10 protein-coding genes and 4 tRNA genes are annotated in these 16,296 nt (G+C 59.5%); all 14 read left to right on the top strand.

Features of this window, described 5'->3' with window-relative positions:
- Window positions 1-213 precede the first annotated feature (213 nt).
- Window positions 214-299, top strand: a tRNA-Tyr gene (locus tag HV744_RS19550).
- A gap of 41 nt (window positions 300-340) precedes the next feature.
- Window positions 341-414 (top strand) — tRNA-Gly (locus HV744_RS19555).
- Window positions 415-430: 16 nt separating this feature from the next.
- Window positions 431-505 (top strand) — tRNA-Thr (locus tag HV744_RS19560).
- 63 nt (window positions 506-568) lie between these two features.
- Window positions 569-1,759: an elongation factor Tu gene (tuf, locus tag HV744_RS19565; protein ID WP_175151108.1), complete on the top strand. Its 1,191-nt coding sequence runs from the start codon at window positions 569-571 to the stop codon at window positions 1,757-1,759.
- 64 nt (window positions 1,760-1,823) lie between these two features.
- Window positions 1,824-1,899: transfer RNA gene (locus HV744_RS19570), tRNA-Trp, on the top strand.
- Window positions 1,900-1,935: 36 nt separating this feature from the next.
- The gene (secE, locus tag HV744_RS19575) at window positions 1,936-2,316 is read left to right on the top strand and encodes a preprotein translocase subunit SecE (protein WP_015003929.1); all 381 of its coding nucleotides are present in this window, start codon (window positions 1,936-1,938) and stop codon (window positions 2,314-2,316) included.
- Window position 2,317: 1 nt separating this feature from the next.
- Window positions 2,318-2,875 carry a transcription termination/antitermination protein NusG gene (gene nusG / locus HV744_RS19580; RefSeq protein ID WP_007180147.1) on the top strand — a complete coding sequence of 186 codons (558 nt, stop codon included), beginning with the start codon at window positions 2,318-2,320 and terminating at the stop codon, window positions 2,873-2,875.
- Window positions 2,876-3,039: 164 nt separating this feature from the next.
- Window positions 3,040-3,471 carry a 50S ribosomal protein L11 gene (gene rplK / locus HV744_RS19585; RefSeq protein WP_042329781.1) on the top strand — a complete coding sequence of 144 codons (432 nt, stop codon included), beginning with the start codon at window positions 3,040-3,042 and terminating at the stop codon, window positions 3,469-3,471.
- On the top strand, window positions 3,472-4,170 hold the full coding sequence (rplA, locus tag HV744_RS19590) for a 50S ribosomal protein L1 (RefSeq protein ID WP_074762373.1): 699 nt from the start codon (window positions 3,472-3,474) through the stop codon (window positions 4,168-4,170).
- Window positions 4,171-4,472: 302 nt separating this feature from the next.
- The gene (gene rplJ, locus HV744_RS19595; RefSeq protein WP_175151109.1) at window positions 4,473-4,976 is read left to right on the top strand and encodes a 50S ribosomal protein L10; all 504 of its coding nucleotides are present in this window, start codon (window positions 4,473-4,475) and stop codon (window positions 4,974-4,976) included.
- A gap of 63 nt (window positions 4,977-5,039) precedes the next feature.
- Window positions 5,040-5,414 carry a 50S ribosomal protein L7/L12 gene (rplL, locus tag HV744_RS19600; protein ID WP_027803638.1) on the top strand — a complete coding sequence of 125 codons (375 nt, stop codon included), beginning with the start codon at window positions 5,040-5,042 and terminating at the stop codon, window positions 5,412-5,414.
- A 370-nt stretch (window positions 5,415-5,784) separates the two neighbouring features.
- Window positions 5,785-9,891, top strand: a complete 4,107-nt coding sequence (rpoB, locus tag HV744_RS19605) for a DNA-directed RNA polymerase subunit beta (protein ID WP_175151110.1) — start codon at window positions 5,785-5,787, stop codon at window positions 9,889-9,891.
- A 21-nt stretch (window positions 9,892-9,912) separates the two neighbouring features.
- Window positions 9,913-14,151 (top strand): DNA-directed RNA polymerase subunit beta', encoded by a 4,239-nt coding sequence (rpoC, locus tag HV744_RS19610; protein ID WP_175151111.1) that lies wholly within the window; start codon window positions 9,913-9,915, stop codon window positions 14,149-14,151.
- A 202-nt stretch (window positions 14,152-14,353) separates the two neighbouring features.
- Complete coding sequence (gene recQ, locus HV744_RS19615) at window positions 14,354-16,201, top strand: DNA helicase RecQ (protein ID WP_175151112.1); 1,848 nt, start codon at window positions 14,354-14,356, stop codon at window positions 16,199-16,201.
- Window positions 16,202-16,296 lie beyond the last annotated feature (95 nt).

Consider the following 16,296-nt stretch of genomic DNA (forward strand, 5'->3'; position numbering starts at 1 on the left):
CGACTCCACGCCGATGATAGTGCGGATTGCCCGTGTGAAAGTAGGTAATCGTCAGGCTCCCCAGCAGCAAGCACAAACCCCACCTGACCCGGTGGGGTTTTTGCGTTTACGGAAGTTGTTGGAATCACTATATAAGTGAGAGCCTTGGGTTTGGAACGGTCAAGCAAGTCTTGACAACAAGCGGTTGTTCCCCCATAATCATCAGTTCTCCGCGGAGGGGTGCCCGAGTGGCTAAAGGGGGCAGACTGTAAATCTGTTGGCTTACGCCTACGTTGGTTCGAATCCAACCTCCTCCACCAGAATGCAAGTTGTAGCAATTGTTGGGAATCCATGAATCCTTGCGGGTGTAGCTCAATGGTAGAGCAGAAGCCTTCCAAGCTTACGACGAGGGTTCGATTCCCTTCACCCGCTCCAGCAACACAGAAGTAGCGCCCATGTGGCTCAGTGGTAGAGCACTCCCTTGGTAAGGGAGAGGTCGGCAGTTCGATCCTGCCCATGGGCACCAGAAGTACTCGGTGATTGTTTGCGCCCGGCGCAACGTACGGAAAAATCCTCTTAGGAGTCGAAAATGGCCAAGGGTAAGTTTGAGCGGACCAAGCCGCACGTGAACGTCGGCACGATCGGTCACGTTGACCACGGCAAGACCACGCTGACGGCAGCGATCACGACGGTTCTGACGCAGAAGTTTGGCGGCGAAGCGAAGGCATACGACCAGATCGACGCGGCGCCGGAAGAAAAGGCGCGTGGTATCACGATCAACACGGCACACGTCGAGTACGAAACGGCTAACCGCCACTACGCGCACGTCGACTGCCCGGGCCACGCTGACTATGTGAAGAACATGATCACGGGCGCAGCGCAGATGGACGGCGCGATCCTGGTGTGCTCGGCCGCAGACGGCCCGATGCCGCAAACGCGTGAGCACATCCTGCTGGCGCGTCAGGTTGGCGTTCCGTACATCATCGTGTTCCTGAACAAGTGCGACATGGTGGACGATGCTGAGCTGCTGGAACTGGTCGAGATGGAAGTTCGCGAACTTCTGTCGAAGTACGACTTCCCGGGCGACGACACGCCGATCATCAAGGGTTCGGCCAAACTGGCGCTGGAAGGCGACAAGGGCGAGCTGGGCGAAGTGGCGATCATGAATCTGGCCGACGCGCTGGACACGTACATCCCGACGCCGGAGCGCGCCGTGGACGGCTCGTTCCTGATGCCGGTGGAAGACGTGTTCTCGATCTCGGGTCGCGGCACGGTGGTGACGGGTCGCGTTGAGCGCGGCATCGTGAAGGTCGGCGAAGAAATCGAAATCGTCGGTATCAAGCCGACGGTGAAGACGACCTGCACGGGCGTGGAAATGTTCCGCAAGCTGCTCGACCAGGGTCAGGCAGGCGACAACGTGGGTATCCTGCTGCGCGGCACGAAGCGTGAAGATGTGGAGCGTGGCCAGGTTCTGGCGAAGCCGGGTTCGATCAACCCGCACACGCACTTCACGGCTGAAGTGTACGTGCTGAGCAAGGACGAAGGTGGCCGTCACACGCCGTTCTTCAACAACTATCGTCCGCAGTTCTACTTCCGTACGACGGACGTGACGGGCTCGATCGAGTTGCCGAAGGACAAGGAAATGGTCATGCCGGGCGACAACGTGTCGATCACGGTGAAGCTGATCAACCCGATCGCGATGGAAGAAGGTCTGCGCTTCGCAATCCGCGAAGGCGGCCGTACGGTTGGCGCAGGTGTGGTTGCCAAGATCCTCGAGTAACGCCAGATAGTTCTCGTTGATCGGTAGTTTCGGGGTTGGCGGTGTCGTCAACCCCAAATGGTTTAGGGGCATAGCTCAACTGGCAGAGCGTCGGTCTCCAAAACCGAAGGTTGGGGGTTCGATTCCCTCTGCCCCTGCCAACTCTTGCGTCGTATATGACGCTTCGTTAAGGTGTTATGGCGAATCCTTCCGTCGAAACTGTAAATACATCCGGCGACAAGCTGATGCTCGTCGCAGGCGTATTGTTGGTCTTGGCCGGGTTCGTGGGGTTCTTCTGGCTCAATGGTCAGGAATGGTACGTCCGCGGAGCTGCCTTGGCTGTTGGTGCGATCGCGGGTGTTGCAGTCGGTCTTCTCTCCGCGCCTGGCAAGGGTTTCATCGCTTTCGCCAAAGACTCGTACAAAGAAGTCCGTAAGGTTGTTTGGCCTACTCGCAAAGAGGCTACCCAGACAACGCTCGTAGTATTCGGCTTCGTGTTCGTCATGGCAATCTTTCTTTGGGTTAGTGATAAATCCATCGAATGGGCGATTTTCTCGGTGATTCTGGGTTGGAAATGATATGAGCGATACTCCGGCATCCCCGAGCGGCAAACGTTGGTACGTCGTGCACGCCTACTCCGGCATGGAGAAGAGCGTGCAACGTGCGCTTCAGGAGCGCATCGAACGTGCTGGCATGCAAGACCAGTTTGGTCAAATCCTCGTTCCGACTGAAGAAGTGGTCGAGGTGAAAGGCGGTCACAAATCGGTCACCGAACGTCGTTTCTTCCCTGGCTACGTGCTCGTGGAAATGGAAATGACTGACGAAACGTGGCACCTCGTGAAGAACACAGCCAAGGTGACCGGTTTCGTCGGTGGCGCGCGTAATCGCCCGAGCCCAATTTCCCCGAGGGAAGTCGAGAAAATCATGTCGCAAATGCAGGAAGGCGTGGAAAAGCCGCGTCCGAAGACCCTGTTCGAAGTTGGCGAGATGGTTCGGGTGAAGGACGGTCCATTCACGGATTTCAACGGCAGCGTCGAAGAAGTGAACTACGAAAAGTCGCGCGTCCGTGTTTCCGTTACGATCTTCGGCCGCGCAACGCCGGTCGAGCTGGAATTCGGCCAGGTCGAAAAGTTGTAATCCAGAATTCTACGGGGCGCACCAAGTGGTGTGTTCCGTATTTCGCGCTTACGGTCCGCGTAATGGCCGTTGAGGAGCGTAAGTAGTCAGTTTTTGGCGAACGCGCGCTACTACTCACTGAACGTTCGCATGTACCCATGCGGCGTTCCAAAGAGGTTTTCAACATGGCAAAGAAAATCATCGGCTTTATCAAGCTGCAGATTCCTGCAGGTAAGGCCAACCCGTCGCCGCCGGTCGGTCCGGCACTGGGCCAGCGCGGCCTGAACATTATGGAGTTCTGCAAGGCGTTTAACGCGCAGACTCAAGCAATGGAGCCGGGTCTGCCGATTCCGGTCGTGATCACCGCGTTCGCGGACAAGAGCTTCACGTTTGTTCTGAAGACGCCGCCGGCAACGGTTCTGATCAAGAAGGCAGCGAAGATCGACAAGGGTTCGAGCAAGCCGCATACCGACAAGGTCGGCAAGATCACCCGCGCTCAAGCTGAAGACATCGCCAAGACCAAGATGCCCGATCTGACGGCAGCTGATCTGGACGCAGCGGTTCGTACGATCGCTGGTAGCGCCCGCTCGATGGGCATCACCGTGGAGGGCGTGTAAATGGCTAAGCTTTCAAAGCGTCTACAAGCATTTGCAGCCAAGGTTGATCGTCAGAAGCTGTACGCGATCGACGAAGCTCTGTCACTCGTGAAGGAATGCGCTAGCGCGAAGTTCGACGAGTCGATCGACGTCGCAGTGCAACTCGGCATCGACGCGAAGAAGTCGGACCAAGTGGTCCGTGGCTCGGTCGTGCTGCCGGCTGGTACCGGCAAGTCGGTCCGCGTCGCAGTGTTCGCACAAGGCGAAAAGGCTGAGCAAGCTCGTGCAGCAGGCGCAGAAGTCGTCGGTATGGAAGACCTGGCTGAACAGGTCAAGGCTGGCAAGCTGGACTTCGACATCGTGATCGCTTCGCCGGACACGATGCGCGTTGTCGGTACGCTCGGTCAGATCCTCGGCCCGCGCGGCCTGATGCCGAACCCGAAGGTCGGTACGGTGACGCCAGACGTCGCGACTGCGGTCAAGAACGCCAAGGCTGGTCAGGTGCAATTCCGTGTCGACAAGGCCGGTATCATCCACGCCACGATCGGCCGTGCTTCGTTCGAGCCGACGGCTCTGCGTAGCAACCTGAACGCTCTCGTCGACGCGCTGCAAAAGGCGAAGCCGGCAACGAGCAAAGGTGTCTACCTGCGCAAGGTTGCGGTGTCGAGCACGATGGGTGTTGGCGTTCGCGTCGACCAGGCATCGATCGCAGCACAGTAATAAATTTCATCGCCTCGATGAAAATCGGGGCGGTTTTATGGGCTTTGGGCGGTTGCGAGGTGGTAGTCAGCATCGCGCAACCGGTTGTCAAAGACCGTTGGCGGGCACGCAGCAGTTAGGCGAGTCCTTAATGTAAAGCCAACGCAGATGGCGAACCCGAAAAGGTTTTGTAGTGATGAAGCCGTTGGATGTCCGTACCAATGCGGGCCTCGGGCGGTCGAAATACTCCTGACTGGTCGGACGCCGTTATTGAACGCGGTACACATGGCGCACGCTGCGTGTATCGAATCTGGAGGTTAACCGTGCCACTCAACAAAGAAAGCAAGCAGGCCGTCGTCGCTGAGGTTGCCGCGCAAGTCGCGAAAGCCCAGACCGTGGTTCTGGCTGAGTATCGTGGAATCGCGGTTGGCGATCTGACCAAGCTGCGCGCGAAAGCGCGTGAGCAACAGGTTTACCTTCGCGTGTTGAAAAACACGCTGGCGCGTCGCGCTGTCGAAGGTACCCCGTTTGCTTCGCTGGCAGAGCAGATGACTGGCCCCCTGATCTACGGCATCTCGGAAGATGCAATTGCTGCTGCTAAGGTCGTCAATGACTTCAGCAAGGGCAATGACAAGTTGGTCATCAAGGCTGGTTCCTACGAAGGCAAGGTGATGGACAAGGCTGGCGTGCAAGCGCTGGCAAACATCCCGAGCCGCGAAGAACTGCTCTCCAAGCTGTTGTACGTTATGCAAGCACCTGTTTCCGGCTTTGCGCGCGCTCTGGCCGCGCTGGCAGAAAAGAAACAAGGCGAAGAAACCGCTGCTTAACGCACTTCGGTCGAGCGTGATTGATCGCTGGCTGTATCCGAATTCAATTTAGGAGTATTTCAAATGGCAATCGCAAAAGATGACATTCTCGAGGCAGTAAGCTCGATGTCGGTTCTGGAACTGAACGAACTGGTCAAGGCGTTCGAAGAAAAGTTTGGCGTGTCGGCAGCTGCTGTTGCAGTGGCTGGCCCGGCGGGCGGCGGCGCTGCTGCTGCTGCTGAAGAGCAAACCGAATTCACGGTCAACCTGACGGAAGTCGGCGCGAACAAGGTTTCGGTCATTAAGGCTGTTCGTGAACTGACGGGTCTCGGCCTGAAGGAAGCGAAGGACCTGGTCGACGGCGCACCGAAGCCAGTTAAGGAAGCGGTACCGAAGGCTGCTGCTGAAGAAGCCAAGAAGAAGCTGGAAGAAGCCGGCGCGAAGGCTGAAATCAAGTAAGTTTCAGCGCGCTGTGCGAAGGCTGGCGGTTTTCCACCGCCGGCCTTTTTGTGCTTTGTGGGAGCCGCGTTTTTGCAAGGCTGTTGCGGCAGGAACGAGACTCCCAGAAGCCAAAGAAAACCGCCTTTCGGCAACAATGACCGGCGTTTTTCTTTGTCTTCTGAAGCGACTGCAGAAGGCAAGTTTGGTCGGGTAGCGGGCAACACAGGCATCCGCTGCCGTCAGCCAGCGGTTGGTAGCGGCCAACCACCAAGCTTCTAGGCTCGTTCAAGCCATCGGACGGCCATCGGGTCTCAGTCGGTGAACACTCGGGTTGTCTCATCAAGGTATCCTGCCTCGACAACAATGCCCGCCGTGATTCGGAGATCGTATGCAATATTCCTTCACCGAGAAGAAGCGTATTCGCAAGAGTTTTGCGAAGCGCCCCATCGTTCACCAAGTACCTTTCCTGCTGGCTACCCAGCTTGAATCATTCAGCACGTTTCTGCAAGCAGACACGTCGTCTACGCAACGCAAGCCGGAAGGCCTGCAAGCTGCGTTTACTTCCGTTTTCCCGATTGTTTCGCATAACGGGTTCGCACGTCTAGAGTTCGTCAGCTACATGCTGTCGCCGCCGGCATTCAACATCAAGGAATGTCAGCAGCGCGGTTTGACGTACTGCTCGGCCCTGCGTGCGAAAGTGCGTCTGGTGCTGCTCGACAAGGAATCGCCGAGCAAGCCGGTCGTCAAGGAAGTGAAGGAACAGGAAGTGTACATGGGCGAAATTCCGCTCATGACGCCGACCGGTTCGTTCGTCATCAACGGCACGGAACGTGTGATCGTTTCGCAGCTGCACCGTTCGCCGGGCGTGTTCTTCGAACACGACAAGGGCAAGACGCACAGCTCGGGCAAGCTCCTGTTCTCCGCACGTATCATTCCTTACCGCGGTTCGTGGCTCGACTTCGAGTTCGACCCGAAGGACGTGCTGTACTTCCGCGTCGACCGTCGCCGCAAGATGCCGGTCACGATCCTGCTGAAGGCAATCGGCCTCACGCCGGAACAGATCCTCGCAAACTTCTTCGTGTTCGACAATTTCACGCTGATGCCGGAAGGCGCGCAGATGGAATTCGTGCCGGAGCGTCTGCGTGGTGAAGTCGCGCGTTTCGACATCTCCGACCGTGATGGCAACGTGATTGTCCAGAAGGACAAGCGGATCAACGCGAAGCACATTCGCGACCTCGACAACGCGAAGACCAAGTTCATTTCGGTCCCGGAAGACTATCTGCTCGGCCGCGTGCTGGCGAAGAACGTCGTCGACGGCGACACCGGTGAAGTCATCGCCAACGCGAACGACGAAATCACCGAAACCGTCCTCGAGAAGCTCCGCGAATCGAAGATCAAAGACATCCAGACGCTCTACACGAACGATCTGGATCAAGGTCCGTACATCTCGTCGACGCTGCGTATCGACGAAACCGCGGACAAGATGGCCGCTCGCATCGCGATCTACCGCATGATGCGTCCGGGTGAACCGCCGACTGAAGAAGCCGTCGAGGCGCTGTTCAACCGTCTGTTCTACAGCGAAGACGCGTACGACCTGTCCAAGGTGGGCCGTATGAAGTTTAATCGTCGCGTGGGCCGCGACGAGATCGTCGGGCCGATGACGCTGCAAGACGACGACATCCTCGCAACGATCAAGATCCTGGTCGAACTGCGTAACGGCAAGGGCGAAGTGGACGACATCGACCACTTGGGCAATCGTCGTGTGCGTTGCGTCGGCGAACTGGCGGAAAACCAGTTCCGCGCAGGTCTCGTGCGTGTCGAACGTGCTGTGAAGGAACGCCTCGGCCAGGCAGAAAGCGAAAACCTGATGCCGCACGACCTGATCAACTCGAAACCGATTTCGTCGGCGATTCGCGAGTTCTTCGGTTCGTCGCAGCTGTCGCAGTTCATGGACCAAACCAACCCGCTGTCGGAAATCACCCACAAGCGCCGTGTTTCGGCACTTGGTCCGGGCGGATTGACGCGTGAGCGCGCTGGCTTTGAAGTCCGCGACGTGCACCCGACTCATTACGGTCGCGTGTGCCCGATTGAAACGCCGGAAGGTCCGAACATCGGCCTGATCAACTCGCTCGCTCTGTACGCGCACCTGAACGAATACGGCTTCCTCGAAACGCCGTATCGCAAGGTCGTGGACAGCAAGGTGACGGATCAGATCGACTACCTGTCGGCGATCGAAGAAGGCCGTTACGTGATCGCTCAGGCGAACGCGGCGGTTGCTGCCGACGGCTCGCTGACCGACGAACTGGTGTCGTCGCGTGAAGCAGGCGAAACGCTGATGGTCACGCCGGACCGCATCCAGTACATGGACGTGGCGCCGTCGCAGATCGTGTCGGTCGCAGCCTCGCTGATTCCGTTCCTCGAGCACGATGACGCGAACCGCGCATTGATGGGTTCGAACATGCAGCGTCAGGCTGTGCCGTGTCTGCGTCCTGAAAAGGCCGTGGTCGGTACGGGTATCGAGCGCACGGTGGCAGTCGACTCGGGTACGACGGTTCAGGCATTCCGCGGCGGTGTGGTCGATTACGTCGACGCAGGCCGTATGGTGATCCGCGTGAACGACGACGAAGCCGTTGCTGGCGACGTCGGTGTGGACATCTACAACCTGATCAAGTACACGCGTTCGAACCAGAACACGAACATCAACCAGCGCCCGATCGTGAAGGTCGGCGACATCGTGTCGCGCGGCGACGTGCTGGCTGATGGCGCATCGACCGACCTCGGCGAACTGGCTCTTGGCCAGAACATGCTGGTCGCGTTCATGCCGTGGAACGGCTACAACTTCGAAGACTCGATCCTGATCTCGGAGAAGGTGGTTGCCGACGACCGTTACACGTCGATCCACATCGAAGAACTGAACGTCGTAGCTCGCGATACGAAGCTCGGACCGGAAGAAATCACGCGCGACATCTCGAACCTGGCTGAAGTGCAACTTGGCCGTCTCGACGAGTCGGGCATCGTGTACATCGGTGCGGAAGTCGAAGCAGGCGACGTGCTGGTCGGCAAGGTCACGCCGAAGGGCGAAACCCAGCTGACCCCGGAAGAAAAGCTGCTGCGCGCGATCTTCGGTGAAAAGGCTTCGGACGTGAAGGACACGTCGCTGCGCGTGCCGTCGGGCATGAGCGGCACGGTGATCGACGTTCAAGTGTTCACGCGCGAAGGCATTCAGCGCGACAAGCGTGCGCAACAGATCATCGACGATGAACTGAAGCGTTATCGCCTCGACCTGAACGACCAGTTGCGCATCGTGGAAGGCGACGCGTTCCAGCGTCTCGCACGTATGCTGACCGGCAAGGTCGCGAACGGTGGTCCGAAGAAGCTCGCGAAGGGTACGAAGATCGAACAGGCTTACCTGGAAGATCTCGACCACTACCACTGGTTCGACATCCGCCTCGCGGACGAAGAAGCAGCGGCACAGCTCGAAGCGATCAAGGACTCGATCGAACAGAAGCGTCACCAGTTCGATCTGGCGTTCGAAGAAAAGCGCAAGAAGCTCACGCAAGGCGACGAACTGCCGCCGGGCGTGTTGAAGATGGTCAAGGTGTATCTGGCAGTCAAGCGCCGTCTGCAGCCTGGCGACAAGATGGCCGGCCGTCACGGTAACAAGGGTGTCGTGTCGAAGATCGTGCCGATCGAAGACATGCCGTACATGGCCGACGGCCGTCCGGCTGACGTCGTTCTGAACCCGCTCGGCGTGCCGTCGCGGATGAACGTGGGTCAGGTTCTCGAAGTGCATCTGGGTTGGGCCGCGAAGGGTCTCGGCTGGCGTATCGGCGAAATGCTGCAGCGTCAGGCGAAGATTGCTGAACTGCGCGAATTCCTGACCAAGATCTACAACGAGTCGGGCCGCGCTGAAGAGCTGGACAGCTTCACCGACGACGAAATCGTCGAACTGGCGAAGAACCTGCGCGAAGGCGTGCCGTTTGCAACGCCGGTGTTCGACGGTGCGACGGAAGAAGAAATGTCGCGCGCGCTGGATCTGGCGTTCCCGGACGACATCGCGAAGAACCTCGGCATGACGCCGTCGAAGAATCAGGTTCGTCTGTACGACGGCCGCACGGGCGAGATGTTCGAACGTACGGTGACGGTCGGCTACATGCACTACCTGAAACTGCACCACCTGGTCGACGACAAGATGCACGCGCGTTCCACGGGCCCGTACTCGCTCGTGACGCAGCAGCCGTTGGGCGGTAAGGCGCAGTTCGGTGGCCAGCGTTTCGGTGAAATGGAAGTGTGGGCGCTCGAAGCGTACGGCGCATCGTACGTGCTGCAGGAAATGCTGACGGTGAAGTCGGACGACGTGACCGGCCGGACCAAGGTGTACGAGAACCTGGTCAAGGGCGATCACGTGATCGATGCGGGCATGCCGGAATCCTTCAACGTGTTGGTGAAGGAAATCCGCTCGCTCGGTATCGACATCGACCTCGACCGCAACTAATCGGACTACTGGAGAGAAGCGATGAAAGCTTTGCTCGATCTATTCAAGCAAGTCCAACAACCTGAAGTATTTGACGCGATCAAGATCGGTCTGGCCTCGCCGGACAAGATCCGTTCGTGGTCGTTCGGTGAAGTCAAGAAGCCGGAAACCATCAACTACCGGACGTTCAAGCCGGAACGCGATGGTCTGTTCTGCGCGAAGATTTTCGGGCCGATCAAAGACTACGAATGCCTTTGCGGCAAGTACAAGCGCCTGAAGCACCGTGGCGTGATCTGCGAGAAGTGCGGCGTCGAAGTGACGCTGGCGAAGGTGCGTCGCGAACGGATGGGCCACATTGAGCTGGCCTCGCCGGTCGCTCACATCTGGTTCCTGAAGTCGCTGCCGTCGCGTCTGGGCATGGTGCTCGACATGACGCTGCGTGACATCGAACGCGTGCTGTACTTCGAAGCATATGTGGTGATCGATCCGGGCATGACGCCGCTGAAAGCGCGGCAGATCATGACCGAAGAGGATTACTACAACAAGGTCGAAGAATACGGTGACGAATTCCGTGCCGAGATGGGCGCGGAAGGCGTTCGCGAGCTGCTGCGCGCGATCAACATCGACGAACAGGTCGAGATGCTCCGCACCGAACTCAAGAACACGGGTTCGGAAGCGAAGATCAAGAAGTACGCGAAGCGCCTGAAGGTGCTCGAGGCTTTCCAGCGTTCGGGCATCAAGCCTGACTGGATGGTGCTCGAAGTGCTGCCGGTGCTGCCGCCGGAACTGCGTCCGCTGGTGCCGCTGGACGGCGGCCGTTTCGCGACGTCGGATCTGAACGACCTGTATCGCCGCGTGATCAACCGTAACAACCGGTTGAAGCGTCTGCTCGAACTGAAGGCGCCTGAAATCATCGTTCGCAACGAAAAGCGGATGCTGCAGGAAGCCGTCGATTCGCTGCTCGACAACGGCCGTCGCGGTAAGGCGATGACCGGTGCGAACAAGCGTCCGCTGAAGTCGCTCGCTGACATGATCAAGGGTAAGGGCGGTCGTTTCCGTCAGAACCTGCTCGGTAAGCGCGTTGACTACTCGGGCCGTTCGGTGATCGTGGTCGGCCCGACGCTCAAGCTGCATCAGTGCGGTCTGCCGAAGCTGATGGCGCTCGAACTGTTCAAGCCGTTCATCTTCAACAAGCTCGAAGTGATGGGTGTCGCTACCACCATCAAGGCTGCGAAGAAGGAAGTCGAGAACCAGACGCCGGTGGTGTGGGATATCCTGGAAGAGGTGATCCGCGAACATCCGGTCATGCTGAACCGTGCGCCGACGCTGCACCGTCTTGGCATTCAGGCTTTCGAGCCGGTGCTGATCGAAGGTAAGGCTATCCAGCTGCACCCGCTCGTTTGCGCGGCGTTCAACGCCGACTTCGACGGTGACCAGATGGCTGTTCACGTGCCGCTGTCGCTGGAAGCGCAGATGGAAGCGCGCACGCTGATGCTGGCGTCGAACAACGTCCTGTTCCCGGCCAACGGCGATCCGTCGATCGTGCCGTCGCAGGATATCGTGCTCGGCTTGTACTACGCGACCCGCGAAGCCGTGAACGGCAAGGGCGAAGGCCTGACGTTCACGGGCGTCTCGGAAGCGCTGCGTGCCTACGAGAACAAGGAAGTCGAGCTCGCCTCGCGCGTCAACGTGCGGATCACCGAAATGGTCCACAACGAAGACAAGTCGGAAGGTGCGCCGGCGTTCGTGCCGAAGATCTCGCTGTACGCGACGACCGTTGGCCGTGCGATCCTGTCGGAAATTCTGCCGCCGGGCCTGCCGTTCTCGGTGCTGAACAAGCCGCTGAAGAAGAAGGAAATCTCGCGTCTGATCAACACCGCATTCCGCAAGTGCGGTCTGCGAGAAACGGTGATTTTCGCCGACCAGTTGATGCAGTCGGGCTTCCGTCTGGCAACGCGCGCTGGTATCTCGATCTGCGTCGACGACATGCTCGTGCCGCCGCAGAAGGAAACCATCGTCGGCGACGCCGCGAAGAAGGTGAAAGAATACGACCGTCAGTACATGTCGGGTCTCGTCACGTCGCAAGAGCGCTACAACAACGTGGTCGACATCTGGTCGGCAACGTCGGAAGCGGTCGGCAAGGCGATGATGGAGCAACTGTCGACGGAACCAGTCACGGACCGCGACGGCACCGAAACGCGTCAGGAATCGTTCAACTCCATCTACATGATGGCGGACTCGGGCGCGCGTGGTTCCGCGGTTCAGATTCGTCAGCTGGCCGGTATGCGTGGCCTGATGGCGAAGCCGGACGGCTCGATCATCGAGACGCCGATTACGGCGAACTTCCGTGAAGGCCTGAACGTGTTGCAGTACTTCATCTCGACCCACGGCGCACGTAAGGGTCTGGCTGATACGGCACTGAAGACGGCAAACTCGGGTTACCTGACGCGTCGTCTCGTGGACGTGACGCAGGACCTGGTGGTGGTCGAGGACGATTGCGGTACGTCCAACGGCGTCGCGATGAAGGCGTTGGTCGAAGGCGGTGAAGTCGTCGAAGCACTGCGTGACCGTATCCTCGGTCGCGTGACGGTGGCTGACGTCGTCAATCCGGAATCGCAGGAAACGCTGTACGAAACGGGCACGCTGCTCGACGAAGACGCGGTTGAAGAAATCGAACGCCTCGGCATCGACGAAGTGCGCGTGCGTACGCCGCTGACTTGCGAAACGCGTTACGGTCTGTGCGCAGCCTGCTACGGCCGCGACCTGGGCCGCGGCTCGTCGGTCAACGTCGGTGAAGCAGTCGGCGTGATCGCTGCGCAGTCGATCGGTGAACCGGGCACGCAGCTCACGATGCGTACGTTCCACATCGGTGGTGCGGCGTCGCGTGCGGCAGTGGCCTCGTCGGTTGAAGCGAAGTCGAACGGTACGGTGCGTTTCACGGCGACGATGCGTTACGTCACCAACGCGAAGGGCGAGCAGATCGTCATCTCGCGTTCGGGCGAAGCGATGATCACCGACGACCACGGTCGCGAGCGCGAACGTCACAAGGTGCCGTACGGCGCGACGCTGTTGCAGCTGGACGGCGCGCAGATCAAGGCCGGCACGCAACTGGCGACGTGGGATCCGATGACGCGTCCGATCATCACCGAGTACGGTGGTACGGTGAAGTTCGAAAACGTCGAAGAAGGCGTGACCGTTGCGAAGCAGATCGATGATGTGACGGGTCTGTCGACGCTGGTCGTGATCGACGTGAAGCGTCGTGGTTCGCAAGCGTCGAAGACGGTGCGTCCGCAGGTCAAGCTGCTCGATGCGAACGGCGAAGAAGTCAAGATCCCGAACACCGAGCACTCGGTGCAGATCGGCTTCCAGGTCGGCGCTCTGATCACCGTGAAGGACGGTCAGCAAGTGCAGGTCGGTGAAGTGCTCGCACGTATCCCGACCGAATCGCAGAAGACGCGTGACATTACCGGCGGTCTGCCGCGTGTGGCCGAACTGTTCGAAGCACGTTCGCCGAAGGACGCAGGTATCCTGGCGGAAGTCACGGGTACGACGTCGTTCGGTAAGGACACGAAGGGCAAGCAGCGTCTCGTTATCACGGACCTCGAGGGCAACCAGCACGAGTTCCTGATCGCGAAGGAAAAGCAGGTTCTGGTGCACGATGGTCAAGTCGTCAACAAGGGCGAAATGATCGTCGACGGACCGGCGGATCCGCACGACATCCTGCGTTTGCAGGGCGTCGAAGCGCTGTCGCGCTACATCGTGGACGAAGTGCAGGACGTGTACCGTCTGCAAGGCGTGAAGATCAACGACAAGCACATCGAAGTGATTGTTCGTCAGATGCTGCGCCGCGTGCAGATTACGGACAACGGCGATACGCGTTTCATCCCGGGCGAACAGGTCGAGCGGTCGGATATGCTCGACGAGAACGACCGTATGATCGCGGAAGACAAGCGTCCGGCAACGTACGAAAACGTGTTGCTTGGTATTACGAAGGCGTCGCTGTCGACCGATTCGTTCATCTCCGCGGCGTCGTTCCAGGAAACGACCCGCGTGTTGACCGAAGCGGCGATCATGGGCAAGCGCGACGACCTGCGTGGTCTGAAGGAAAACGTGATCGTCGGCCGTCTGATTCCGGCCGGTACGGGTCTCGCGTTCCACAAGGCACGCAAGAGCAAGGAACTGTCCGACCGCGAGCGTTTCGATCAGATCGCAGCGGAAGAGTCGTTCGAATTCGGTACGCCGGAAACCCCGGCCGCCGAACAGCAACACTCAGGCGAGTAAGTCCCGGCGGCGCAAGCCGCCTGGGCTCACCAGCCAGCGAAGCCGCTCAGTTTCGACTGAGCGGCTTTTTTTATGCGCTTCTTTTTTGTGCGTTTTTGTGGATTCGTAGGCCGGATGGCTAACGTTGTCGCAAAGCGCGGGCGCAGCGCGAATGCGTTGGTAAAATTCGTGTCACCGGCTTTTGGCTGCTTCTCTCAAATTCATGTCCCGTCCGCTCGAAATCCTCAACGAAGTCTTCGGTTATCCCGCGTTCAGAGGGCAGCAGGGCGAAATTGTCGAGCACGTCGCCGGCGGCGGCGACTGCCTCGTGTTGATGCCGACGGGCGGCGGCAAATCGCTGTGCTATCAGATTCCGTCGCTGGTGCGGCGCGAAGGCGGCTTCGGCACAGGCATCGTCGTGTCGCCGCTGATCGCGCTGATGCAGGATCAGGTGGCCGCGCTCACCGAAGTCGGCGTGCGCGCGGCGTACCTGAACTCGACGTTGTCGAGCGCGGAGGCGATGGCCACCGAGCGGGCGTTGCGCGACGGCGACATCGATCTGCTTTACGTCGCGCCGGAACGCCTGATGACGCCGCGTTTCCAGGAGTTGCTGGAACGCACCCGCATCGGCCTGTTCGCGATCGACGAAGCCCATTGCGTATCGCAATGGGGCCACGATTTCCGGCCCGAATATATTCAGTTGTCTGTGCTGCACGAGCGTTTCCCGAACGTGCCGCGGATCGCGCTCACGGCCACCGCGGACGCGATCACGCGCGACGAAATCATCCATCGCCTGGCGCTCGATGACGCACGCATTTTCGTGTCGAGCTTCGACCGGCCGAACATCCGCTATCGCATCGTCGAAAAGGACAATGCGCGTACGCAATTGCTGGACTTCATTCGCGCCGAACATTCAAAACCGGACGGCACTACCGACGCCGGTGTGGTCTATTGCCTGTCGCGCCGGAAGGTTGAAGAAACCGCGGATTGGCTGAAAGAAAAAGGGATGCGCGCGCTGCCATACCACGCCGGTATGGAGTTCGAGATCCGCCAGAAGCATCAGGAGATGTTTCAGCGCGAGGAAGGCATCGTGATGTGCGCGACGATCGCGTTCGGCATGGGCATCGACAAGCCCGATGTGCGTTTCGTTGCTCACCTCGACTTGCCGAAGAGCGTCGAAGGCTATTACCAGGAAACCGGCCGCGCCGGCCGCGACGGCATGCCCGCGAACGCGTGGATGGCCTACGGTCTCGGCGACGTCGTGCAGCAGCGCAAGATGATCGACGAGTCCGATGCCGACGACGCCCATAAGCGCGTGCAGACCGGCAAGCTGGACGCGTTGCTCGGCCTGTGCGAAGCGGCGACGTGCCGGCGGGTACGGCTGCTCGCGTATTTCGGCGAAAACAGCAAGCCGTGCGGCAACTGCGACAACTGCCTTGAACCGCCTGACACATGGGATGCGACGCGCGAGGCGCAGATGGCGCTGTCTTGCGTATTCCGCGCGCAACGGGCGAGCGGTTTCCACTTCGGCGCCGGACATCTGATCGACATTCTGCGCGGCAATCGCAGCGAGAAGATCATGCAGCGCGGCCACGAGAAACTCACCACCTTCGGTATCGGCGCAACGCTCGGCGAACCGGAGTGGCGCGCGGTGTTTCGTCAACTCGTGGCATTCGGCTATCTGACGGTCGACCATGAGGGATTTGGCTCGCTGGTCCTGACCGAAGCAAGCAAGCCGGTGCTCAAGGGCGAGCAGAACGTGACGATGCGCCGCTACGTGAAACCGACCCGCACCCGCCAGTCGTCCGGCCGCACCAGCGAGCGCGCCGATCCGACGATCGGCATGGGGCCGCGCGAACGCGCTCGCTGGGAGCGTCTGCGCGCGTGGCGCACCGAAACGGCGAAGAGCGACGGCGTGCCGGCCTACGTGATTTTCCACGATGCGACGCTGGCGGAAATCGCCCGAAACGGCCCCGATTCCATCGAGGATTTGCGTGGCATCCCGGGCATGGGCGCGCGTAAGCTCGACCGTTTCGGCGGCGAACTGCTGGAAGTCGTCGCCGCCGACTGAGCGTCCTACGGGCGTCCGGGCAGGTCAACCGGGGTACGAAACATCGCAACCTGTTGACTCCCTTAGTGTTTCCGGAATACTATGTTAGGTTCCGG

The sequence above is a fragment of the Paraburkholderia ultramafica genome, from assembly GCF_902859915.1.
Lineage (GTDB): Bacteria > Pseudomonadota > Gammaproteobacteria > Burkholderiales > Burkholderiaceae > Paraburkholderia > Paraburkholderia ultramafica.

Bases quoted from the DNA above. Each gene is read 5' to 3' on its own strand.
- tuf (WP_175151108.1), top strand. From the start codon at position 569: ATGGCCAAGGGTAAGTTTGAGCGGACCAAGCCGCACGTGAACGTCGGC.
- secE (WP_015003929.1), top strand. From the start codon at position 1,936: ATGGCGAATCCTTCCGTCGAAACTGTAAATACATCCGGCGACAAGCTG.
- nusG (WP_007180147.1), top strand. From the start codon at position 2,318: ATGAGCGATACTCCGGCATCCCCGAGCGGCAAACGTTGGTACGTCGTG.
- rplK (WP_042329781.1), top strand. From the start codon at position 3,040: ATGGCAAAGAAAATCATCGGCTTTATCAAGCTGCAGATTCCTGCAGGT.
- rplA (WP_074762373.1), top strand. From the start codon at position 3,472: ATGGCTAAGCTTTCAAAGCGTCTACAAGCATTTGCAGCCAAGGTTGAT.
- rplL (WP_027803638.1), top strand. From the start codon at position 5,040: ATGGCAATCGCAAAAGATGACATTCTCGAGGCAGTAAGCTCGATGTCG.
- rpoB (WP_175151110.1), top strand. From the start codon at position 5,785: ATGCAATATTCCTTCACCGAGAAGAAGCGTATTCGCAAGAGTTTTGCG.
- rpoC (WP_175151111.1), top strand. From the start codon at position 9,913: ATGAAAGCTTTGCTCGATCTATTCAAGCAAGTCCAACAACCTGAAGTA.
- recQ (WP_175151112.1), top strand. From the start codon at position 14,354: ATGTCCCGTCCGCTCGAAATCCTCAACGAAGTCTTCGGTTATCCCGCG.